Annotated in this window: 17 protein-coding genes and 1 pseudogene; 7 read left to right on the top strand and 11 right to left on the bottom strand. The window is 57.6% G+C overall.

The window, feature by feature from the left end; all coding sequences use genetic code 11:
• The first annotated feature begins 205 nt into the window (after positions 1 to 205).
• Positions 206 to 535, top strand: coding sequence for a hypothetical protein (locus tag DIC66_RS19685; protein ID WP_199534805.1), 330 nt, complete (start codon positions 206 to 208; stop codon positions 533 to 535).
• A gap of 250 nt (positions 536 to 785) precedes the next feature.
• Here DIC66_RS19685 and DIC66_RS19690 read toward each other — a convergent pair whose 3' ends face one another.
• The 7 genes from DIC66_RS19690 to mads1 form a co-directional block, all read right to left on the bottom strand.
• The gene (locus tag DIC66_RS19690) at positions 786 to 1,577 is read right to left on the bottom strand and encodes an exodeoxyribonuclease III (RefSeq protein WP_117179891.1); all 792 of its coding nucleotides are present in this window, start codon (positions 1,575 to 1,577) and stop codon (positions 786 to 788) included.
• A gap of 381 nt (positions 1,578 to 1,958) precedes the next feature.
• Positions 1,959 to 2,405, bottom strand: a complete 447-nt coding sequence (locus DIC66_RS19700) for a DUF6573 family protein (RefSeq protein WP_233506018.1) — start codon at positions 2,403 to 2,405, stop codon at positions 1,959 to 1,961.
• A gap of 422 nt (positions 2,406 to 2,827) precedes the next feature.
• Entirely contained in the window at positions 2,828 to 5,821 is a 2,994-nt protein-coding gene (locus DIC66_RS19705; RefSeq protein ID WP_117179893.1) for a type III restriction-modification system endonuclease, read from the bottom strand.
• Positions 5,822 to 5,831: 10 nt separating this feature from the next.
• Positions 5,832 to 7,739, bottom strand: a complete 1,908-nt coding sequence (locus DIC66_RS19710) for a site-specific DNA-methyltransferase (RefSeq protein WP_117179933.1) — start codon at positions 7,737 to 7,739, stop codon at positions 5,832 to 5,834.
• 25 nt (positions 7,740 to 7,764) lie between these two features.
• A complete protein-coding gene (locus DIC66_RS19715) occupies positions 7,765 to 8,541 on the bottom strand; it encodes a DUF4391 domain-containing protein (RefSeq protein WP_117179894.1) in 777 nt (258 codons plus the stop codon).
• Entirely contained in the window at positions 8,538 to 11,732 is a 3,195-nt protein-coding gene (locus DIC66_RS19720) for a helicase-related protein (protein ID WP_117179895.1), read from the bottom strand. Before DIC66_RS19720 ends, DIC66_RS19715 begins: the two co-directional genes overlap by 4 nt.
• 19 nt (positions 11,733 to 11,751) lie before the next feature.
• Positions 11,752 to 11,946, bottom strand: a complete 195-nt coding sequence (mads1, locus tag DIC66_RS19725; RefSeq protein ID WP_117179896.1) for a methylation-associated defense system helix-turn-helix domain-containing protein MAD1 — start codon at positions 11,944 to 11,946, stop codon at positions 11,752 to 11,754.
• Positions 11,947 to 12,579: 633 nt separating this feature from the next.
• On the opposite strand from mads1, the gene DIC66_RS19730 reads away from it, so the two are divergent.
• Together DIC66_RS19730 and DIC66_RS23165 are read left to right on the top strand one after the other, a co-directional pair.
• Positions 12,580 to 13,431, top strand: a complete 852-nt coding sequence (locus DIC66_RS19730) for a hypothetical protein (protein WP_117179897.1) — start codon at positions 12,580 to 12,582, stop codon at positions 13,429 to 13,431.
• 24 nt (positions 13,432 to 13,455) lie between these two features.
• Complete coding sequence (locus DIC66_RS23165) at positions 13,456 to 13,608, top strand: hypothetical protein (protein WP_158558959.1); 153 nt, start codon at positions 13,456 to 13,458, stop codon at positions 13,606 to 13,608.
• A gap of 80 nt (positions 13,609 to 13,688) precedes the next feature.
• Here DIC66_RS23165 and DIC66_RS19735 read toward each other — a convergent pair whose 3' ends face one another.
• From DIC66_RS19735 to DIC66_RS22970, 3 genes are read right to left on the bottom strand one after another with little or no spacing between them, the layout of a single operon-like run.
• The gene (locus DIC66_RS19735) at positions 13,689 to 14,060 is read right to left on the bottom strand and encodes a hypothetical protein (RefSeq protein WP_147321361.1); all 372 of its coding nucleotides are present in this window, start codon (positions 14,058 to 14,060) and stop codon (positions 13,689 to 13,691) included.
• On the bottom strand, positions 14,057 to 15,796 hold the full coding sequence (locus tag DIC66_RS19740; protein WP_199534806.1) for a DNA polymerase: 1,740 nt from the start codon (positions 15,794 to 15,796) through the stop codon (positions 14,057 to 14,059). The genes DIC66_RS19735 and DIC66_RS19740 overlap by 4 nt, the downstream gene beginning before the upstream one ends.
• Positions 15,797 to 15,798: 2 nt before the next feature.
• On the bottom strand, positions 15,799 to 16,443 hold the full coding sequence (locus DIC66_RS22970; protein WP_147321362.1) for a hypothetical protein: 645 nt from the start codon (positions 16,441 to 16,443) through the stop codon (positions 15,799 to 15,801).
• Positions 16,444 to 16,837: 394 nt separating this feature from the next.
• Here DIC66_RS22970 and DIC66_RS19750 point away from each other — a divergent pair, with 394 nt between their 5' ends.
• The gene (locus tag DIC66_RS19750) at positions 16,838 to 17,281 is read left to right on the top strand and encodes a hypothetical protein (protein WP_147321363.1); all 444 of its coding nucleotides are present in this window, start codon (positions 16,838 to 16,840) and stop codon (positions 17,279 to 17,281) included.
• A gap of 228 nt (positions 17,282 to 17,509) precedes the next feature.
• Here DIC66_RS19750 and DIC66_RS19755 read toward each other — a convergent pair whose 3' ends face one another.
• Entirely contained in the window at positions 17,510 to 19,096 is a 1,587-nt protein-coding gene (locus tag DIC66_RS19755; RefSeq protein ID WP_117179902.1) for a recombinase family protein, read from the bottom strand.
• 25 nt (positions 19,097 to 19,121) lie between these two features.
• On the opposite strand from DIC66_RS19755, the pseudogene DIC66_RS19760 reads away from it, so the two are divergent.
• The 3 genes and pseudogenes from DIC66_RS19760 to DIC66_RS19770 all read left to right on the top strand — a co-directional run.
• Positions 19,122 to 19,238: pseudogene (locus DIC66_RS19760) on the top strand (exodeoxyribonuclease III); the annotation flags it as partial.
• A gap of 124 nt (positions 19,239 to 19,362) precedes the next feature.
• Complete coding sequence (locus DIC66_RS19765) at positions 19,363 to 20,880, top strand: methylmalonyl-CoA carboxytransferase subunit 5S (protein WP_117179903.1); 1,518 nt, start codon at positions 19,363 to 19,365, stop codon at positions 20,878 to 20,880.
• A 21-nt stretch (positions 20,881 to 20,901) separates the two neighbouring features.
• A complete protein-coding gene (locus DIC66_RS19770; RefSeq protein ID WP_117179934.1) occupies positions 20,902 to 22,440 on the top strand; it encodes an acyl-CoA carboxylase subunit beta in 1,539 nt (512 codons plus the stop codon).
• The last annotated feature ends 8 nt before the right edge of the window (positions 22,441 to 22,448 follow it).

Genomic DNA, 22,448 nt, shown 5'->3' on the forward strand with positions numbered 1-22,448 from the left:
ACACGTCTACCAACACAGCGGGCCAGCCAGATCGGGGAATTACTGCCGCACCGCTGGCAAGACATTGCTGTCTAACTGTCAGGCATGACCGAGGTCAGCGGTCAATATGGGATGGCCGGACGCATACGCTCTACGGAACACCGCCTCAATCATATTTGCAGTTGTTGGCGCCTGGCTGGCAATCATCTACCCCGAGCGCCTGAAAATGTCCTTCGGTAAAGTTAAGGTTGATTCCAGCAATGGCAGTGGCCCAAGCATGGGGCTACTTCTGACCCCAGCCGTTCATTCAACCATCATGCTCGTTGTCCTATTGCTAGTAGGTGTTACGGCACCTTTACTTAAGCAAATCCCACAAGTAATTGCGCATGTGGAGCTGTTTAGAGGCGTTTCATTTTCGATGCTGATCGCATTGACCTTGTGGCAGGCCGCAATAGTTGTAATGACACTCTTCCCTGCAGAAATGGTGTTGACTACCTCCCAACATGAAAAGGCCGCTGCCGAAATTAGTGGTCGATTTGGACGACTTCGCCGATAGCGCGCCAAAGAACTAAGTAGCGTTTGGCTGTCAGCAAGAAAAGCCAGTTAAACGGGGCAGGCGGGCGGGTGTCAACCTCTAGGTTGGGCCGATGAGCTTTACGCTTTAGCAAGTCACTTGCCAACATACGAGTGGAGGACGACTGGGCATCAGTAGACGAGAGGCCGGGTTACCGCTTGAGTATTCGCTCGTCAGACCGCCGCGTCGAAAGACACGGCGGTATTTTTATGTTCTGTCGATCGGCCATCTGTCAAAGCTGGTAATCGTAATCAACAGTTAACGGTGCATGGTCACTGAACCTCGTCGCTTTGAAAATGGACGCAGCCTTGGCAGTCTTGGCGACGTTCGGAGTGGCAATTTGATAATCCAGACGCCAACCAACGTTCTTGGCGTAAGCCTGGCCCCTGTTGGACCACCACGTGTAGCAGTCGTCCGTGGTATCCGGGTGTAGCTGGCGATAGACGTCGACCAACCCAGCTTCGTCAAAAAGCTTGGTCATCCATGCACGCTCTTCGGGCAGGAAGCCGGAGTTCTTCTTGTTGCCCTTCCAGTTCTTCAAGTCGGCCTCTTTGTGGGCGATGTTCACGTCGCCCACAAGGATGAACTCCCGCTCCGCCTTCAACGATAACAAGTGCGGATACAGCACGTCCAAAAACCGAAATTTGGCTTGTTGGCGGTCTTCGCCAGACGAGCCACTGGGGAAGTAGCAGCTGATGATGCTGAATTTACGATCCGCGCGGTCAAAGCGTGCCTCCACCCAGCGCCCTTCGTCATCAAATTCCGGTACACCAATGCCGGAAATCACAGCACTTGGCTTTTCCCGGGTATACATGCCAACGCCGGAATAACCCTTTTTCTGCGCATAGTGGAAATTCCCCTTGAGTTGGCCAGGGCTGCAAAATATTCCGTCGACGTGTTCGTTCTGCGCCTTCACCTCTTGGACACCGACTGCGGTCGCTTGCTGTTCATTGAGCCATTCAAAGAAGCCCTTGCTTGATGCAGACCGAATGCCATTCAAGTTGGCGGAAATTACTCTCAACATTTATTGATCCAATTTAAGCTGCGACGGCGTATGTCACAAAACCCGATTGTCTGACAAAGCCACGCCAAGGTGCACGTTAGCGCACTCAACATGGCCAGTCCCCGTCATGGCCCGCACTGCTTGAGCCGAAATCCAAGTCTGGCATGGGCTGATGGTCCGTTGAGTGTGCGTTCACGTCCATGCCAAAGGGGCTACCGCCGACATCGAACCCAGCACAACCGTCAACCATTGGCAGCCCTGTCGCAGGGTTAACATCCATTGAGACGGGTGCTGGGTCAGTGTCAGGCATGCTGTCGCCGCCGAAAAGCCAGTTCCAGATAGTCATTTGTATCCTCCATATTCAAAATAGCGGCATTGCAGCACCGTGCAATGCCCTGTGCCTCAGTCCTCGCCAGGAAGCATCAGCGTAATGACCGCCTCCGCTGCATCGCCTGGTCCAATGTTCATGTGCAGGGTCGTCTTGCGCGGCATTCGGCCCTTACCGCCTCGCGGCACGCGGTAAAACTGGACGGCCACGGTTCCTCCCTGAGCACGCCGGGCTGCCAGGTGCGACATCCACAGAACATCCCAAAGTCTCCCGGCTTCATCCTGGTGAGTTTGCCGACTGCTGTCCTGGTCACTCCATTCAACGAAATCAGCCCATGCGGCACTCGTCATAGCAACGGGTACGGTGAATCCGGCCTCTCTTGCCATCGTGGACACGTCCACCAGCACGCCGTCCGCAATCGCTTGGGCTCTGCTGTAGCCGTAAATGATTGGCCCGCACTGTGAGGCCTCATCGTCGATTGTGGGCGCGCCAATGGGGGCGCGATTGGTTGGGTTTTCCATCGAATTCTCCTTTAGGGTGTGGGTTGCATAGCTCGCATGCAAACCTGCCCGTTGGCGAAACCGGGGGTAGCAAATAGCCAGCGCCGATCTGACGGAGGGGGTTCACCCGGTCTGCACGTAGGAAGACTGGGGACACCGTCGGAATGGGTCGCAGACTTCACGCTTGCTAGGCGCGAGGGGAGGCCCCCTTAGCTGAATTGGAGCCCGCCTTTGCGACAGCAAGGGCGATGGTGTTGGGGGAGCCAACGCGAGGCGGCGGGGGGATGTCCACCGTGGGGGCGAGCGAAGCCGAAACCATGGTGCACATGCCCCCTTGAGCGCGATAGGGAGCGTTACCGACAGGCCGGGACATAGGCCCGGTGTGCACAAGCACATAGCGCCCGGTCGGCCAGCATGGCCGAATCGCCCGAAGTTTCGGTAACTCAGGTCGTTGTGTTCAGCACGTCGTTAATCGTCCTGGCGACCACGTACCGCGCCGGATTTTCTTCCACGCCCAAAGCCTGAAAATGCGCCTTGCCACATTCAATTTTGGCACTCTCCTTATCGCGCAAGTCATCGGTGAAAAGGCTGCTCTTGGTCTCCACCACAAAATACAAACGCTGCGTGCCGTCCTTCTCGATCAGCAACGCCCAATCCGGGTTGTAACTGCCCAGCGGCGTTGGCACCTTGAACCACCCTGGCAACTTGGCATACAGCACAACGTCACCGTTTTTCTCCAAGGCATCGGCAAAATCGCGCTCAGTCGTCGAGTCATAAACCACGTGCTCGTAAATGGACTTGCTGGTTTCCATCAACATGTTCTTGAGGTAGCCCGTCAGCTCTTCCTTATCGAACAGCTCTTGCGCGTAAAAATGTTCGTCACCCAGCCGCTGGTACTTAATGCCATCGACCAGCGCCATCCGCTTGCAACGATTGACGACCTCTGCAGTCAACTCAATGAACTGCTGCGGGTTTCGCCTGAAGTCATCCAGACGGCCACTGCTGGTCAAAATACTTGTGATGCTTCGCCGCGTGAGCTGGGTGCGGTTTTGCAAATCCGTCAGCAAGTCCGGCAGCTCAATGTCGGACTCATCCAGAACCACGGTGGAAGCACCGTCTTTTTCGGTGGCCTCCACGCCTGCCTTGCCGATAGCAATATCGGCCTTGCGCCATTGCAGGCGTGCCTTGGCGATGGGCGGTGCCTTCTGCAAAGCAGCCGTGCAGTCTGCGATCAGTTTGGCATTGTCAAACTGAACGCGGTAGGTCGTCTGGTGCTTGATGCGGTCCCACAATGCCTTGAACTCATCGCTCAAGATGATGGCCTTGCCATCCTTGCCCTTGCGCAAGGGCACTTGCTTGCGCTCGTCGGCATTTTTGATTTCCAGACGGCCAGATACTTTGCGCAGCACCTCCGCTATCTGGCTGCGCTGCGGGTCGAACTCTGCTGGCAGGGCCAGCGTACCGTCCTTCAGGGCCACTTTCAAAGAGTCCTGCACCTTCCCCTTGGCATCGATATGGCCAGCGGCTTTAAGGTGCTCCCAAAGGGCCTTTGACAGGTCAACGCCCAATGGGGACACCTGGCCGTCGGCACCCGTCACCGCGATAGCGGCAAATTGATGCTGCTCCACGATGCCAAACCGGATACCGGTTTCAGCCTCGTATTCCTTTTGCAAGTTCTCAGCAAACTGCTCATAGGTTTCCGTGGCAATGACGGTCAACCTGTTGACCTCGAAGCCACGTACCCGCTCGCCGCTTTGCTTCACGCACAGGCGCAGACCCCGGCCAATGGTTTGGCGGCGCTCGCGCTCCGTGCCGATTTCACGCAAGGTGCAGATCTGAAAAACATTTGGATTGTCCCAACCCTCTTTCAGAGCAGAGTGCGAGAAGATGAATTTCAGCGGCGTATCAAAGCCAAGAAGCTTCTCCTTCTCCTTCATGATGAGGTTGTAGGCCCGCTCCGCGTTGTCCCGGTTCCCCGCATTGTTCTCTGCCGTGTCGGACCAGCCGCCCTTCTTGTCGATGGAGAAATAGCCGTTATGCACATCCTCAGCGGCGCTGGACAGGTCAATCTCAGCAAAGAGGCTCTGGTAAGCGGGCAGCTTCGCTGCGCGCCGATATTCATCTTCAAAGATACGCGCGTAGTCGCCCTTTACGGCGTTGCCGTCGGCATCGTATTTGCGATACCGCTCGACGGAGTCGATGAAAAACAGCGACAAGACTTTGATGCCCATGGGCACCAAGCGCTTTTCCTTATCAAGGTGCTCCTTGATAGTGCGGCGTATCATTTCCCGCTGCACGGCCAGTGCATCCACATCACCATGCGCCTGGCCAATGGCCAGATACGCCTCGCCACCAGGAAAGCGTAGCTCCAAGAGCTCTTCGTCCTTGGCTGTGTTGATATCTCCCACACGGAAGTCCGCGTAAATCGCGCGCTTAGTTGTCTGTTGCAGATCATCGCCGTCACTGACGGTGACCTCCTGGGGTTTCACGCCGCTGGCGGTCTGAACATGCAACTCGACTTTGGCACTGATAGTGCCCCGCTTGTTGCTGACCGACACCAGTCGCACATAGGGCTTGTTGTAGGCGTCTTCCACCGTGGCGGATGCCACCTCAATTTGCTTCACCAGCTTGCGCTCGTAGGCATCCACCGCATCAAGTCGATACACCATGTGGTGCTTGTTGACGTGGGTTGCGGAGTACCGAAGCGTGCACAGTGGGTTCATGGCATCCAACGCGGTCTTGCCCGCGCCAGTCAGGCCACCGTCCACGCTCTGTGGCTCGTCCACGATGACGATAGGCCGCGTGGCCTTAATCAAGTCGATAGGCTTCTCTCCCCCGGTCTTTTCGCTCTCTTTGTAGAGGTTGTTAACGTCCTTCTTGTTAATGGCACCGACGGTGACCACCATGATTTGAACGTTGGAGCTGGTGGCGAAATTTCGCACCGGGCCTGGCTTGCTGGAGTCGTACAAAAAGAAGTCAAAGGGAACACCGGCATACAGGCCCTTGAAGTGCTCTTCGGTGATTTGCAGGGTCTTGTAAACACCCTCTTTGATGGCGACGGACGGCACCACAATGACAAACTTGGTGAACCCAAAGCGTTGGTTCAATTCAAAAATAGTGCGCAGGTAGACGTATGTCTTACCCGTGCCAGTTTCCATTTCCACGGTGAAGTCACCCGAAGCCAGAGAACTGGATGGCTCCAGTCCGCAGCGCAATTGGACATCTGACAAGTTCTTGTGAACCTGGTCGTCCAATAGCGTCAAGCGGTTGCCCACGCCGAGATCCGTTTCAGCGACACCCAGTGTCATTTGCTGCTCGGGCATCTTCATCGTCACCGTAAACTCGGTGCGGCATGCCTCCTGGCCCCGGAACAGGTCGCATACGGCCTCAATGGCCTGCAGTTGGTAGTCGAGATTTGGCTCGAAGTGAAGCTTCATCGCCCGGCCCTCACAGACTGCGCACGTTCTGAATGCCGTGCTGCTCCAGAATGGCGGCCAGATTGGTCTTTGCGACATCGTCGGCAAAGGCACTATCTAGGAACACGCAGGTGGTATCGCCAGCTGGTGCAAGCTCCTTCCGCCATGCAACGATGCCCGCCGCCAGCGCATCCACTTCAGCGCCCGCAATTGCAGGTGCAAGGCAGGCCATCAAGACACCGCCGCCTACCGCATGCAAGTCCTTGCCCGCGACCTTGCGCACTTCGATGGGTACACATAAATCAAGGCCAAGCTTGAGCAGCAGCTCATACAGGATGTCGGACTCTGTACGCCCTTCAAGCACATGGTCTTGGTACTCAATGACGGCTTGGCCAAGGTCTGTAGGTTTGGGATTCCAAGCTCGAATATTTGAGCTTTCTAGCTTGAAAGAACGAAAGCCAAAGTCAGCCTTCTTTTTTGTAGACGTGGCTTTGATTTTCAAAGCACCCCGTCTCAGGCGTTCCTTTGTTAGCTCTGCAATTGTTCTCCTTTTCCCTATCAGGTCGCAGAAATCTGAGGCAGATTTTTGTTCACTATTTGTCGGGTCAAGCGGCTCAGGCAACTGAACCAAAATAAATCGCCGCATGGAGTCATCGGCTTCATTTTGAGCATACACAGCATGGCCAGTAGTACCTGAGCCAGCAAAGAAATCCATCACCAGATCATCTCCTTTGGTTGCCATGTTTACAACGTGCTGAAGAAGCTTTTTCGGCTTTGTGTGATTGAACACTTTCGTAGCGAGCAATTCCCCAATTTCGGCAGTTCCGTCTTCGTTGTATCCATGCGAGTCCCACCAAGACTCAACCTTGCGCCGCATTGAAGGTCTTTCACTCAAAAACTTCTTTTGAACTGGCTTTGCGTTGCCGGATTTCCCAAAAATTATGCGCCCCTCTTTGATTCGAGATAGAACATCTTGTTCGTTAAACACCCAGTAACGACCCGCCGCTGGAAAGTGTGTTTCCCCGGTTTTGGGGTTCACCACACCGAAGTAGGGTCCCTCATGATTAGCTGACAGATCAGATGTTGTCCAAGGACCTCTAATATCGTCGTCAGGATTTGAATACTCGCTATCCAAATACTCCTTCGATATCGGTATGCCAAGCAAGGTGTTCTCTTGGAGAGAACGACCGTAGCAAACGATGTAGTCGTGAACTGGCGGGATCACACCCATGTTGTTTCCGTTGGTTTTCTTTTTCCAAAGTACCGTGCCCGCAAAATTCTCTTCCCCGAAAATTTCATCGCATAGGCGGCGTAAATTCTGAAGCTCGGCATCGTCAATCGAAATGACTATCGCCCCATCATCTTTGAGCAAATTTCTTGCGATTTTTAATCGCGGATACATCATGTTCAACCAGTCGGTGTGGAACCGACCGCTGGCATCTGTATTGCTACTGATTTTCTGACCTCCGGCCAACTGCCCAGTGAGTTCAAGGTAGTTCTTAATATTGTCTTGAAAATTGTCAGGGTAGACGAAGTCCTTGCCTGTGTTGTAAGGCGGATCGATGTAAATCAGCTTGACCTTTCCTGCGTAACTTTTTTGCAGGAGCTTGAGCACCTCAAGGTTGTCACCCTCAATCATGAGGTTTTGGGTGGCATCCCAATCCACGCTCTCGTCCGGGCATGGACGTAGCGTTCCGGTGCTAGGCGAGAGCGCCAACTGCCGCGCTCGTCGCTTGCCATGCCAATTAAGTCCATATTTTTCATCGTTATCGGTTGTGGTCTTGTCGCCCACCAATGCCTTGAGTACGTCAATGTTGACCGCTATGCCGTTTGCCCCTTCGGTGATAAGTTCCGGGAACAATCTCTTGAGCTGTCCTAGATTGGCGTCAATTAGATCTGCCGATTGAGCTGCTGGGCTGCTTGCTTCGATTTTTTGCATAGTCCTCACCTTCATTGGTTCTGTTTCATAGATGTGCACGGGCCACCGACAATTCGGCCTGTACGCGTTTCAGCGCCAAGTTGAGTTCAACCTGGCGCGGCAATTGTTTTTCCTTCGCGGCCTGCGTACGCAAGCGTGCAGCCTCGGCCTCCAGGCGCTCGCACTCTTGCAGCGCAAGGCGGCGCGCATGGGCATTTTCCGGGGTGTCCGCGACCTTGAAGGCCCCGGTATGCCGGGAGGCCTGCAAGGCCTGAAGGCACTCCATCCAACCCTGATACAGGGCCATCAGCGAGGCTTGCGGCTGGCTGCGCAAGGCGACGGCCTGGCTGAATGGGTGCGAGGTATCCAAGTCGTCCGCCAAGGACACCGTTACCACGTCGCCATCCAGCACCACCTTGCCCGCCTCGTTCTGCGCCCAGCGCTTGTGCACCATTGACACAGACAGCCCTTGCGGTGCGTCTAGCATCAGCACGACGGGATAGGGCACTGCACGGTGCACCAGTTCCGACAAGCGCAACACGTTGGCAGGCTTGCGAGCCTGGTCATCGACAACGCCGCGTAGGGTGATGCACAACACCGCAATCTCAAGATATTCCCGGACCTCATCGCCGAACTCCGGCACGCCGATAGTGTTGGGCTTCAAAGCGGCCAGCCATTGGAACTCTTCAATGGCTTCATTGAGCAGTCGCTTGTCCGCTGCGGTGGGTGCGCCATTTTCAACCAGCATCTTCTTGGGCACGCGCTGATCCACACGGCAACCAGAAGGCAGTTCCAGCGCTGCAACGAACTCTTGAACCCTCACGCACCAGTCCCAGGCAATACCACCATGAAGGCCACGACCTCAAAGTCGTTACTGCCTGCGAACTCGCCTTTCATGGCGTGCGTGCCTCCCGGCGAGAACAGGCTGGCCACGGCACGTTCTTCGTTCTTTCCCACGACGGATGCAACGGCAGACGCAAGCAACTTTTGCGCATGGCGCATGTCTTCGCCTTGGCGCGTGTCCTTGTCGAAGCGCGCGCACGCGCCATCGTCGGTCAGTTCACGGCCCAGTGCCAGGCGCTTGAGTCGGTCAAGGATGCGTTTGGCTTGGGTGTAGGGCAGCAACACTGCGCCGTCGTCGCCCACGTGCACCAGGTAGTGCGGCGCAAGGGGGTAGTCAGAGCCCTGGCCTTTCGCGGCCACGGCCCCTTCTGCCCGCAGGCAGAAAATGACACCGGATGCAATGTCGGCATCAATGCTGGTCGTGACGGCATACGCCCCCAGTGGCATGCCGTCCAGCTTGCCGGGGTGCTCTTTCAAGTATTGCGCCAGGTCGATGCGGAAGTCCGTGAGCGTCAAATCGGTGATGGAAACACCGTTAGACAAGTCCTCCATGTCAATCACGGTGTCCTGCAACTTGAGCAACTGCTTGCGCCGGTACTCCAAATCGTTCATGGGGTTGCCGGACTGCTGCTCGATTAGGTTTTCTTCGCCAGTGGCTGAGACATCCAGCAGTACCATGCGCCCGCTGACGCGCTGCTCCAAACCAATGTATTCCTCCAGCTCCATATTGGGCCAGAAGTTGACCAGTTGGATGCTGCGATTGGGTGAACCGATTCGGTCGATACGGCCAAAGCGCTGAATGATCCGCACCGGGTTCCAGTGGATGTCATAGTTGACCAACCAGTCACAGTCCTGCAAGTTCTGACCTTCAGAAATGCAGTCGGTGGCAATCAGCAAGTCCACTTCGCCCTCGTCGGCCATTTCTGCCGGGCGCTCTTTGGCGCGCGGTGCAAAGGCCGACAAGACGCTGCTCATGTTCTTGCGCAGCCCTGGCAGGGTCGTCTGAATTCCAGCGCTGCCCGTGACCAATGCGGCATCAATGCCCAACGTGCCTTTGGCCCACTCTGCAAGGTTCTGGTAGAGGTACTGCGCAGTATCGGAGAAGGCAGTAAAGACAATCACCTTGCGGTTTCCCGCATTGATGGGGTGGCGGCACTTCTGTTCAATCATGTCGCGCAGCAGGGCCAACTTGGCATCGCGCGAAGCATCCACCTGCCTGGCTGCGGCCAGCATAGTCGCCAGGCGGTTGCGGTCTTCAATCAGGTCCTGCTTCCACCGGATGAGGTCCACGTCACTGAGCAACACCTTGACCTTGCGCCCCACCAGTAGGGCCTCGAATGCAGGGTCTTCAATGTCCACGTCGGCGATGTCAATTTCTTCGAAGCCTTCCGCATGGGCTTCAATGTGCGCCAGCGTGGCCTCCACGTCTTTAAGCTGCCGCTGAATGGTCAGCGAGAACGACGACACGGCGCTCTCCATGCGCTTGAGGATGTTGACACGCAAGAGGTGGATCAAACTTTCTTCACGATCAGCCTGCCGGAAGAAGCTTTCGCCGCCGCGAATTTGGGTGCTGTACTTGGCATCGTAGGCCGCTTGCTTTTGCGGCAACACATAGCGCAATGGCGCATAGCTGGCGAGGTTCAACCGCCGAATTTCCAGGTTGATTTCTTTGATGGCCCTGAACTGGCCTGCCAAGTCCACGTCGGCTTTGATGTTGATAGGGGGAAGTCGGTCAGGGAAGCGTCCGGTTTCACTGGTGCCGTAATACTTTTCCACGTGCCTGCGCGAGCGGGCAATGGTGAGGTGGTCCAGCAGGGTGAAGTAATCGAAGCCCAACATTTCGACCAGCTTGGTCGGTGTCTTGTCGGCCTCGCCCATGTCCAACCAACGGTTGAACTGGGCCTGGGCTTTGCGCGTCGTTGCTTCAATGCTGGAAATGCCGTGCTCTAGCAGCGCGGTGTCGTCACCTTCGGTGACGAATGAAATCTGATTGCGCAAGTCGGCTAATCGGTTGTTAACCGGGGTGGCGGACAGCATCAGGACGCGGGTCTTGACGCCCTCCTTGATGATTTTGCGCATCAGCCGGTCGTATCGGCTTTCCTTGCCCTTGTGCGTGGCCTTGTTGCGGAAGTTGTGCGACTCGTCGATCACGACCAAGTCATAGTTGCCCCAGTTGACGTGCGAGAGGTCAATGTCGCCCGAATTGCCACCGTCGCGGGAAAGGTCCGTGTGGTTCAGGACATCGTAATTGAAGCGGTCAGCCGCCAGCACATTGCGCTTGTCATTGGCCTTGTAGAGCGTCCAGTTGTCTCGCAGGCGCTTCGGCGCGAGAACCAACACGCGGTCGTTTCGCAGCTCGTGGTATTTGATGACGGCCAAGGCCTCGAATGTCTTACCCAGCCCAACGCTATCGGCAATGATGCACCCGCCAAAGCGGGCCAGCTTGTCAATAGCGCCCACAACACCGTCCCGCTGGAACTTGAACAATTTTTTCCAAACCACCGTGTTGCGGATACCCGTGGCCGACTTGACGATACGTTCTTCGTCCATCTCATCGCCACGATCCCCAAACATGTGATTGAGGATGAGGGTGTAGAGCGTGAACGGGTCGCGGTGTTCGCCCATGCCCTGCAGGGCCGCTATAAGGGCCTCACGGGCCTCTGGTCGGGCGCGTAAGGCTGCCCATTGGTTGTCGAGCCATTTGGCCAACTGCGCCGCTTCTGCGGGAGTTTCTGAGCCTTGAATGAGGCTCAAGGGGTTGCCGGGGGTAAGCCCAAGGCCATCGGTGCTAAAAGCGAATGACCCAAGCACCACTTGTTCAGCATCGCCTGCGGAATTCCGCATGACTGCCGCGCCCTGTGGCACTGGTCCGTGCGCCTGTCGTAGCTCCACCTTTGCGGCAATCCATTTGGCGCACTGGTTTGCCAGCCATCGGGACTGCAGGCGATTGCGGGCGGCTCGGTCGCCCGTCCCGCCAAGGAATTCCAGCCCATCGGTATCCGGGGGCAACAGGAGCTGCACACGTTCAAGCCCGGCCAGCGCAGCGCGCAGTTCAGCAAACGCGAATAGCGAGAACGTGGGTGTGACGCATCCAAGCTGGTGCCCAGCTTGAAGATGCGGGCGCATCAGGTCTATGACCCGATCCGCCCCACTGTTGAGGATGATTTTCATATTGTCCCGGCTCCCTGCCTTAGCCGCCTGTGTTGGCGGTCGATTGCGCTGCTATCCATCCGTCAATATCCGACCGCTTGAACCGCCATGTCGCCCCGACTTTGAAGCCTGGCAACTTCCGGTCTACCGCCAGGCGGTAAACGGTGCGTTGATTGACCCGCAGGTACTCCGCAACCTCTTTGACAGTCATTACAGAGTCTGCTGCAGTGTTCATAGGGTGGATAGGCTTTCTTATTGTGTCGTTTGAGTGTAAGCCAGTGCAATGCAGTCTAGGACGAGGCATGCGGAAGTTGGCTGCTATTGCCGCAGGCAATGGGGAACCGCTGCGGAATGACAGCGGGGCAAGTGCGTCCCAGCACGTAGCCCCTGGGCGCAGCGCGTCGCCCACGACGCCCAGCCCAGGTTGGGGGAGCCAGGCCCGAGCCGCGTTCCCAGCGGCGACCGCACCCCAGTGCGGACGGGTAGGCCTACAACGCGCTTGCCGCGTTTTGGCCGAAGCCTGGGGGCGATAGCCCCGCCCCCCGGACCGGAGGCCGGGGCAAGGGGGAGAGAGTCGCAGACCGTGGCGTCCAGCCGCGCGTTTTCGGGGGCATGTGCTGCCGCCGAAAACGGATTTCCCCCTTGCCCCGGCCTCGAAGAGGACAAGTGGGGCGCGGTATTGAGCCGTGACCTGCCCCTAGGCAGGTAGCCACCGGCCCGACGTCCAGGAGGGGAAAGGTGGTGGTAGGCGGTCTTCTACTTGTGTCTGCTTGGCAGTCACAAAGTCTTTCGCTGTGTTGTCGGTATGGCGTAGCTATACCGAAGTGGGACACAAGAGTGTGTGCCATCAACAACACAGGAGATAGCCATGTCGAACGACATTTTCCCGGGATTCCCAACGGCTGCGCAGGCACCGTCAATTGAGATTGAGCAGGCGCAACAGCCGCTCGACAAACGCATTGTGGGCGAGCAGCAGCGGATCGGCGTCTGCCGATACCTCCATCGCTTCGGATGGCTCACGTCACGTATGGTAGCGGCATTGGTTTTCGACCATGCCGCGCAGGCTTGGCCGCTAGCGCGTCGCTGCTTGAAGTCAATGCTCGAAGATGGGCTTGTTATCAAGCGAGCCCTTCCCCAAGGTGGGACCGAAGTCTATCTTTTGTCAGCTAAGGGGGCAAGGTTTTTGAATGAGTTTGAAGGGCTTGACGCAAGTAGCGGGCAAGGGCTGGCACTAGGCAACCCCGTGCACCGGGCGTGCAGTAACTGGTACCTCATCAAAGCCATTCTCGCCGGATGGGACGTTATTACAGAACACGAAATTTCCACTGACCGGTGCCCCGTGCGCGTACTTGATGGCAAACAAGTGGACGGCATCATGTTGGGCGAGGGCGAGGCTATCGTCTTGGAATGCGAGAACGCATGGAAAGCCACCAAAGCGCGCAACAGCATCGTTTCGTTTTGCTCCAGGCACCTTGACCAAGAAAGGCTGACCATGATTACGCCCGACTACCCGATTCGTCAGCTGACTCTTGTGTGCACCAACCAAGACGCGCTAAGGCACATGGTAGCCAGCTACCATCAAGCCTTCCGAGAGCTGCGGATTACTGAAGGGCAGTTGCAAATGGTAAACGTGTCGCTACTTCCCATCTCGCGCAGCTTAGTACCAGGCGAACAATTGGACACTAACCTGTGGTTCGATGAAATGCTGCCATTGCTGTAGAACTCAGGCAAGGAAAAGGGGTGGATGACGAAAGTCATCCACCCCTTTCTGCTGCAAGAAATGTCGGCGCATGTGCCAAACAATGATGGCATCCATTCTCATGCCGCTGTCTTGCAGGCTGCCACAGCCCACAAAACTGCCTCGGGCAGTTTGATGCGTACCGCGCGCGTGTTCTGAAGATCAAACGACCGGCGCGACTTCGCTACGGTCATAGACATGGCTCTGCGGTAGCGAAGTTTTAGCTCTCCATCAAGGTTTTACGCAGGGACTCCCGTCACCTCTCCCACCAGTAACAGCGTCACTGTCGGCGCACGCCCTGGCTGCTGCGCAACGGAAATCAAGCCTGCGGTTTTGAGTCGTTGCAGCCCTTCGTACTTAGCGTCTCGCGCGACACCCATAGCGGCGAGGTCGGCATTGGCGAGCTTAACGGTCATTGACCCAGCAAGCCCTGCACGGAACCACAACGCAACCCCAAGGTGCAGCGCTTTGCCTGGCAACTTGCCCGCATGCTGTAGCCAGTCCATCGGGACCGGGCCTTTCAGAAATGTGCCTTGGATACGTCGTGGCGGGCTTGCAGGTTGTGGGTGGCCTGTCCGAGCGGTGGCAATTTCATAGCTGCGAAGATTCATAGCGCGGCCTCCGCACCGATTTCGTCAAGCAGCTCGTTCACTACACCCCACATGACATCGCCGCGTGGGTCGTTAAAGCGGTCGGGCGCATCTATTCGCTTAACGTCTGAGCGCAGTTCGAACCCGGCCAACACCGCCATACTGGCCTCTCGCATAGTCTCCTGCATCGTCAGGACCTGCTCGTCCAGCCGGTCGAGCGGGGCTTCGATGAGCACCGCGTCGTGCACGGGCGCAATCACGGAGATTCCGCGCTCCGTCGCCAGCGTGCAGGCCAGTCGCAACATTTCGGAGCCATTGCTTTGCATGGGCCAATTCCTGACCGAGCGGTCGTTCACTGTGCCGGACAAGCTGAGCTGCCAGCCGAATACCGTCCACAATTTTCGATACGCCATTGCATAGTCCGAAACACCATCCGACCATTGCCAGAACCTGGCATAGGTGCGACGGTGCAAGCTGAGGAGTTCCCTCGCGTAAGGCGTCGTTCGCTGGATACGCCGCGCCAGTGAGTCTTCACCCATCCCGTACTGGACGGCCAGAACGCACGCCTTAAATTGCTCCCGGACTGCGGCGTGGGTGTGTTTCGTGGCGTCGCTAGGCGCGGCACCCGCTTGCACAGCGAATGCCAGATAAGGGTCGCCTGAGCTGTACGCTTCTTTCATTGCCGCGTCGCCAGAAAGTGCGGCAGCAATGCCAAATTCCTGCTGGCTCCAATCCACATATGCCAGGCCGTACCCTTCCTTGGGTTTGATAAGCCCTCGCAGCCAAGCGGAAAGGCCAAAAACGAATTTTGAATTCGACGGTTGATTGCGTCCAGTAGTGGATCGCAAAATGGACAGCATTGCCCGATTGCGCCCATCTGCGCCAACGGCCAAGTCGTTCAGGCGCATCTGCCCCAGTGCGCTACGCAGCTCTTTTAACGGGCGCAGACGCGGGTGGGTCTTGCACTGCTCTGAAAATGTGTCATCGTCCAGGCATGGGCGGCCGGTGGGCGTGGTTGGCCAATCAATGCCGTGACTTGCGACATAGTCCACGAACTTTGCGGCTTTGAAAGTCCGGCCATCGTAGACGCCGTAATCCGCATCGATGCGCGAGATGAGCTTGTCACGAATGGCACCCCAATGCTGGCGCAGACTGCCCAACATGGTCATGTCAATTGGGATGCCCGCATGCTCCATGCACGCGACGGCGCGGGTGTACCGACCGCGCAGCAATGCGTGTTCAAGTTTCTGGTGTTCGTTGAATACCGGCGCCATGACGGCATACAGCTTTGCGGTCGCGTCTACGTCGGTTTGACAGTAGTCGAGAATGTCCACCCGTTGCTGGGGTGTGTACTCTCCGCCCGCAATGATGAGCTGACGCATCGCTTCTTTTTCCATGGACTCAATTCCGTCAAGCCGGAAGTATGCGAGCGCACCGAGCAAGCCAACGCCATGCGGCAGAACTTTTCCATTTGTGAGCGTGCGGAATTCTGCGTACAGGTCCAAGACGTTTTCGGGCATTGGCCAGCCCAGGGCCAGGTGGCAGTTCATTTCTGCGGGGGCGTAGTACGCCACTAGCAGGGAGTCGTGGCCAATGCCGTAGGGCGGCAGTGCGCCGAACTGGTCAGCCCACAGACGGACAGGCGGACCACCGCCCAAAAGCTCTTGGGCAACCAAACAAACCGGGACAGGTCTTTCGCCGGGATCGGCGCGGAACTCGAAGTCCACGGCCCACACTTCCGAAAAGGTGCGGGCCACGATTACGCCTCTCCGTTCAACTTGCGCATGAAGGGATGGTCCATGGAGTCAATGAGCCGACCGTCGGCAAAAGCCATGTTCAGCAGCTCTTCAAAGGACTTCTCGGGCCACTTGGGTTTGCCCTTGTCCACCACAGCCGTTTTAGTGACGTAGTGGCCTGCAGTCTTGACCGCCACAATGCGCACCCACTCCTTTTGCGCAATCGCTGCGGCGGCATGGCCAGACTGCCACCACGCGTTGGTGCTGCCATCGGAGCCAGGCAGTCCAACCGGAAGGAGAAAGACATTGCCTGCGTCATCCATCGCGGTGTAGAGCATTGTCGCTTTGGCCTCATCCGCCACGGCATACAAAATTTTGGGATGTACTGCATACATCACTCCCATCTCGTCGACGAGGGTGGCCAATGCCATCCGAAAATTTGGGGAATCGTGAACTCTGACGTAGGTTGTCTTGGTCGGTTTTTTGACCGCCACGGTGTGAACGCGGGTTTCCAACCCAATTGCCGTGTCGAAGTCTTGGGTCAAGGCAAGCTCGGACATCGAGAAGCCGCCAGCGGCGGGCTTTTGCGCAGGCGCTGCTGTTGGCAAGCGCAGGGACTCCGCTGCGGCTGGCGCGGTGTTGATGGTTGTAGTTTTGGAAAGTGACATGGATAGCTCCTGTGAGTTAAGACATACGCCGGGTGGCGCGCGATGTCCGCGCTTTCCGTCACTTGGTGTGGTGTTGGACGGCAGCTGCTGACTCACAGTCAAGTGACCAGTTTTAGCCTTTTGCGGCTGATCTACACAAATTGACACGCTGTCCCCAGCCTTATCCCCCGGTCGTTCCAAACCTATTTAGGGGGTATTCAATTGCGTTGTAAAAAAGCGTCGGGAGAATTGGTTCTCCAGCGGTTTTCACGCTGAAAAACTTGTTCCAAATCGGAATTTATTTATTTTCGCCAAAGGACGAGTTCTTTAATTGCGCGTTTGATCGAGGGTCTTGAAAATACAAATATCAGTTGGCCGACCGATAAATTTTTACCAACCAAAATTTGCTTTTCACATGACCTTATATTCCACGCTCCATCCTAGAACCAAAGCTTTAATTGACGCTGCAAGGCGAAATAATGCGAAGCTCAAAATGCCAGTAAGCGGGCGCTATTTGCTCATCAATGCATCGATTTCAAACGACCGTATTGCTGGCGCAGACCCAGAGGACTTGCTTGTTCCAGGTCTGTACAAGGCATTTGTGCCTGATGATTTGAGCATCGGCTTGGCGGCTCGCTGTGCATTTGAAGCTTTTAACTGTGTGGTTCCGATTTCCAATCTTGACACCATTGAGCTCGCAGTTTGGGACCCCGATTCGGACGCCGTGATTGAAATCGATTTTGAAACTGAAATCGACAGCATGGAATTAGGGAATCGCTGTCTTGGGTTTGAGCAATATGCCGTAACGTCCTACAGCATTAACCCAAGACCCTATCCGATGGAAAGGTTATTCCCGTAAATATGCGGCATGGGGCATGTATGAGCATGCCCCGTTTTTCAAGGTGCACTACTGGCGCATTGGCCACGATCTAAAGAGATTTGCTGTGGTGGTGGACCACAGGTAGATGTCGGGTAGTACGACACCCGGCTCATATCTTCTATATCAATAGAACTGCATTGTTTCAATCCCTGGGTCGCATTGTCCTCGCGCTGCTTCGTTGAGCCTCCGAACCCAAAGGACGCTCCACTAATTCTTGTCAGTGATTGACTTGGCGTTACGGTTCTTAGCTCTTTTTAGCATCGCGGGGGGGGGATTAACGCCGTAAGTCGCGCCATTCCGCGCATGCACCATGAAGTACTTCCCGTTCCAAACTAATCGCGTCACAACTTGGCTCAGCGCCTGTGCAACCTTATGTCGCCCCTCCACATTTGCGCGGTCAGCAACTACCTCTGCTGCATTTTTGGCGAGTTCATCGCCAAAGTTTCTGTCCAACAAAGGCACTGCAGCTAGTGCGTCCCTGGCTCTCGTGATTACCGCCTCCGCATCGGCTTTGTCTTTCTCGGCTGCGGCCAAGCGCGTAAGCAGCAATTGGCTGTGCCCAGACTCCTCTAGCGCGTCCAAGAGCCGTTCTGCACGAGCATTCGCATCCGCTAGTCTGGACTGCGCTAGGCCTAGCTCTTCACGGGCAGCAGCGGCAGAGTTGTCAGGTGTGAAAGCTGCTTGCTCCAGCTGGGCAACAGCGGACAAGACCGGTCCCAACAAGACCTTCTCGGCTACGCCGGGGCAGTCTGATGACCCATTGATGCGTCCAAGGCAGTAGTAACGCGGATAGCCCCGACCGGTTGGCGGTTTGCGGTCCATGCGTTCTCCACATGAACAGTAAAAAATCCCGGAAAAGATGTCGGCCTTAAGGCCTCGTATACGAAGCGGACCTTCTCTGCTGCCTAATGACGCTTGCACCTGGTACCAGAGTTCGTCCGAGACGGCCCGTGGAAAGTAATTGAGAACAGGATCAACGTGGTTCGTCATCTTGCCCGCGACCATCTTTTTTGGTTGCCACTCGCCTAAAACTCTCCGGTCACGTAGCAATCGACTAACGCCGGTGTGTTCCCAGCGTGTAGATGTGTTCTTCCTAATCCGCCAAGGCAACGGCCAGGCTTCCTGATTCGCCCTCCTGGCGATTGCGATGCCCCCATGCCCTGCTGCAGCCAATTCAAATGCCTTCAATACAGCGGCGGCTTTATCTTCCACCATTTCCCAACCGGAACGGTCTTGTTTGGGTACGGCCCAACCGGGACCGTGCCCGTGGGACACAACTGCCAAGCCAGATTTCCGTTTATCCTGAAATTGGTCACTGACGCGCTTTGCCTTTTTGGAGCTTTCTTCGTGTGCCCGCGAAAAAAGGAGAACGGACAGCATGAACGACATAGTGTCCTGGATCGTCGTTTCGTTCCACTCGTGGTTGTCGATGTGGGAGACAACACGAACGCCTGTGTTCACAATTTTCGTGAGCACAGCGATGGCGTCAGGAATTGATGCGCGGCTGATACGGTCAAGACTTTCGACCAAAAGTATTGACCCTTTGGGTACCCTGCCTGCCTCTGCCGCAGCCAGGAAACCTCCCATGGCCCCGCGCATTACGTTGTCACCGGTATATGCAGAAATCCCCAAGTCCGAGAGCGCGAGGCTTTCGTCAAGCACATAACCTCTTTCCAAACACCAAATGCGCGCCGAGTGGGTCTGTCGTTCGAGGCTGTGTCCAGATGCTTGGCGACCTGAAGAAAACCGGCGGTACGAGTAAACGAGGGTGCTTGATGGAGGCATGTCAGTCATGCCCCAATTATCGTAGAGTTTTTGCCGTATTGACTACCATTTGTCCACCCCTGCGCTGGCGGCAGGCGCCCGCAACGTGGAGATTTACAAGGGCGAAAAGTTCTCCGACCATGCGCCCATCACGATTGGCTACGACTGGTGAATGCCGGCTGGTGACATACAGCGGGGATAGAATCCAAGGGTAAACCCCAGTCTCTTGGGTGCGGATTGGATGGCTTACCTGCCTGGCGATTGCCCGCGCAGCCTGTTCAAGAAATGAGGCTTCCGTGACCAAGACCATCGACATCACCGAACTGTGTTTGCGTGACGCCCACCAAAGCCTCCTGGCCACCCGCATGGCGATGGAGGACATGGTGCCCGCCTGTGCCGATATCGACCAGGCCGGCTACTGGTCGGTGGAGTGCTGGGGCGGCGCCACCTTTGATGCCTGCATCCGCTTCCTCAATGAAGACCCCTGGGAGCGGCTGCGCCAGTTCCGCACCCTGCTACCCAACTCGCGCCTGCAGATGCTGCTGCGCGGCCAGAACCTGCTGGGCTACCGGCATTACGAAGACAGCGTGGTGGACCGCTTTGTGGACCGGGCCGCGGTCAATGGCATGGACGTGTTCCGCATCTTCGACGCCCTCAACGACATCCGCAACATCCGCCACTCGGTGCAGGCCGTGCGGCGCAACGGCAAGCATGCGCAGGGCACCATCTGCTACACCGTGAGTCCCCTGCACACCACCGAGACCTTTGTCGAAATGGCCGAGCGTCTGGTGGAGCTGGGTTGCGACTCGATTTGCCTCAAAGACATGGCCGCACTGCTCAAGCCGCAGGCAGCCTTCGACATCGTCAAAGGCATCAAGACGCGCTGCGGCGAGGCCGTGCGCATCCATGTGCACACCCATGCCACCACCGGCGTGACGCTGGTCTCGCTGATGAAGGCCATTGAAGCCGGGGCCGACTGCGTGGACACCGCCATCAGCTCGCTCAGCCTGGGGCCGGGCCACAACCCGACCGAAAGCCTGGTGGCCATGCTGGACGGCACCGGCTTTCAGGCCACGCTGGACAAGGACCGCCTGCACCGCATCAAAAACCATTTCGCGGCCCTGCGCCCGCGTTACCAGGCCTTCATGTCCAACATCATTGGCGTGGAGACCGACATTTTTGACAGCCAGATACCGGGCGGCATGATCTCCAATATGGAAAGCCAGCTCAAGCAGCAGGGCGCGGGCGACCGGCTGGAGGAAGTGTTCTTCGAAGTGCCGCGCGTGCGCGAGGACGCGGGCTTTCCGCCCCTGGTCACGCCCTCCAGCCAGATCGTGGGCACGCAGGCCGTGTTCAATGTGCTGATGGGCCGCTACAAGGTGATGTCCAGCGAATTTGCCGACCTGATGCTGGGCTACTACGGCAAGACGCCGGGCGAGCGCGATCCGGAGGTGCTGGCCATGGCCGCCGCACAGGCGCACAAGCCCGCCATCCTGGAGCGCCCGGCCGACCTGCTCAAGCCCGAGTGGGAGGCCTTGCAGACGGCGGCCTGCGCGCTGCCGGGCTGCGACAGCAGCGAGGAAGACGTACTGACCTACGCCATGTTTCCGCAAGTGGCCCCCGGCTTTTTTGGGAAGCGCGCACAGGGCCCGCTCAACCTCGGGCGCGATCCCGAAGCCGCCGCCCCTGCCAGCGCGGGCGGCGCCCCGACAGGCGCCCAGTCCGGCGACAAGGCCCTGCGCACGCCGGTGAGCTATGACGTCAAGCTCAACGGCCGCTCGCACCGCGTGAGCATCACGCCCGTTACCTCCTGAGCAGGACACACCATGAACACCATGCAGAAGAAAATTGAAGAACTCCAGCGCCGGCAGGAAGCGGCCTACCTGGGCGGCGGCGCCGACAAGCAGGACAAGCAGCGCAAGGGTGGACGCCTGACGGCGCGCGAGCGCGTGGCCGAACTGGTGGATGCGGGCAGCTTTGACGAAGTGGGCCTGTTTGCCACGCATCGCTCCGCGCTGTTTGGCATGCAGGGCAAGCCCCTGGCGGCCGACGGGGTGGTCACAGGCGCGGCAGCCATTGGCGGGCGCCTGGTGCACCTGGCCAGCCAGGACTTCACCGTGGCCGGCGGCTCGGCCGGGGAGATGCACTCCATCAAGGTGGCCGACATCATGAAGGCGTCTCTGAGGGCCGGCTCGCCCTTTGTATTTATCAACGACTCGGGCGGTGCGCGGGTGCAGGAGGGCATTGCCTCGCTCTCGGGCTACGGAAAAGTGTTCCATGCCAATGTGCTGCTGTCCGGGGCGGTGCCGCAAATCTCGCTGATCTGCGGCCCCTGTGCGGGAGGCGCGGCCTACAGCCCGGCGCTCACCGACTTCATCATCCAGACGCGCCAGGCGCAGATGTTCATCACCGGGCCGCAGGTCATCAAACAGGTCACGGGCGAGGACGTGAGCGCCGAAGAACTCGGCGGGGCCGATGCCCACATGGTGCATTCGGGCGTGATCCACTTCATTGCCGAAGACGACCACCACGCAATCCAGCTCTGTCACAAGCTCCTGAGCTTTCTGCCCTCCAACAATCTGGAAGACCCGCCGCAGACCGAGGGCGACCCCTCGGTGGAGCCCAACCCGGTGCTGGAATCCATACTGCCCGAGGAAAGCAAGCAGGGCTATGACGTGCGCGATGTGATTGCCGCCATCGTCGATGCCGGGGACTTCCTGGAAGTGCAGTCCGGCCACGCCATGAACATCGTGGTGGGCTTTGCCCGCGTCTGCGGCGGCTCGGTGGGCATTGTGGCCAACCAGCCCTCGGTGCTGGCCGGTGCGCTGGACATCAACGCCTCCAACAAGGCCGCGCGCTTCATCCGCTTCTGCAATGCCTTCAACATTCCGCTGGTGACCCTGGTGGATGTGCCCGGCTTCATGCCCGGCGTGGAGCAGGAGTACGGCGGCATCATCCGCCACGGCGCCAAGCTGCTGTTTGCCTACGCCTCGGCCACCGTGCCCAAGATCACCGTGATCCTGCGCAAGAGCTACGGCGGCGCCTACCTGGCCATGTGCGGCAAGGACCTGGATGCCGACCGCGTATTTGCCTGGCCCACCGCCGAGATTGCCGTCATGGGCGCCGAGGGTGCGGCCGAGATCGTGTTCCGCAAGGAGATTGCCGAGGCCGCCGACCCGGCTGAGCGCCGCAGCGCGCTGATCAAGGAATACCGCGACACCTTCTCCAACCCCTATGTGGCCGCCGAGCTGCGCCTGGTGGACTCGGTGATCGAGCCCAAGCACACGCGTCGCCACATTGCGCAGGCCCTGGAATACCTGCGCATCAAGCGGGTGCCGCGGCCGCACAAAAAGCACGGGCTGATGCCGCTCTAGGACCGCAC

It is taken from the genome of Rhodoferax lacus (assembly GCF_003415675.1).
In the GTDB taxonomy this organism is placed as follows: Bacteria; Pseudomonadota; Gammaproteobacteria; order Burkholderiales; family Burkholderiaceae_C; genus Allorhodoferax; species Allorhodoferax lacus.

What these genes read in the sequence shown, in the direction of transcription:
- DIC66_RS19685 (WP_199534805.1), top strand. Translation starts at nt 206, where the DNA reads ATGTCCTTCGGTAAAGTTAAGGTTGATTCCAGCAATGGCAGTGGCCCA.
- DIC66_RS19690 (WP_117179891.1), bottom strand. Translation starts at nt 1,577, where the DNA reads ATGTTGAGAGTAATTTCCGCCAACTTGAATGGCATTCGGTCTGCATCA.
- DIC66_RS19700 (WP_233506018.1), bottom strand. Translation starts at nt 2,405, where the DNA reads ATGGAAAACCCAACCAATCGCGCCCCCATTGGCGCGCCCACAATCGAC.
- DIC66_RS19705 (WP_117179893.1), bottom strand. Translation starts at nt 5,821, where the DNA reads ATGAAGCTTCACTTCGAGCCAAATCTCGACTACCAACTGCAGGCCATT.
- DIC66_RS19710 (WP_117179933.1), bottom strand. Translation starts at nt 7,739, where the DNA reads ATGCAAAAAATCGAAGCAAGCAGCCCAGCAGCTCAATCGGCAGATCTA.
- DIC66_RS19720 (WP_117179895.1), bottom strand. Translation starts at nt 11,732, where the DNA reads ATGAAAATCATCCTCAACAGTGGGGCGGATCGGGTCATAGACCTGATG.
- mads1 (WP_117179896.1), bottom strand. Translation starts at nt 11,946, where the DNA reads ATGAACACTGCAGCAGACTCTGTAATGACTGTCAAAGAGGTTGCGGAG.
- DIC66_RS19730 (WP_117179897.1), top strand. Translation starts at nt 12,580, where the DNA reads ATGTCGAACGACATTTTCCCGGGATTCCCAACGGCTGCGCAGGCACCG.
- DIC66_RS23165 (WP_158558959.1), top strand. Translation starts at nt 13,456, where the DNA reads ATGACGAAAGTCATCCACCCCTTTCTGCTGCAAGAAATGTCGGCGCAT.
- DIC66_RS19735 (WP_147321361.1), bottom strand. Translation starts at nt 14,060, where the DNA reads ATGAATCTTCGCAGCTATGAAATTGCCACCGCTCGGACAGGCCACCCA.
- DIC66_RS22970 (WP_147321362.1), bottom strand. Translation starts at nt 16,443, where the DNA reads ATGTCACTTTCCAAAACTACAACCATCAACACCGCGCCAGCCGCAGCG.
- DIC66_RS19750 (WP_147321363.1), top strand. Translation starts at nt 16,838, where the DNA reads ATGACCTTATATTCCACGCTCCATCCTAGAACCAAAGCTTTAATTGAC.
- DIC66_RS19755 (WP_117179902.1), bottom strand. Translation starts at nt 19,096, where the DNA reads ATGACTGACATGCCTCCATCAAGCACCCTCGTTTACTCGTACCGCCGG.
- DIC66_RS19770 (WP_117179934.1), top strand. Translation starts at nt 20,902, where the DNA reads ATGCAGAAGAAAATTGAAGAACTCCAGCGCCGGCAGGAAGCGGCCTAC.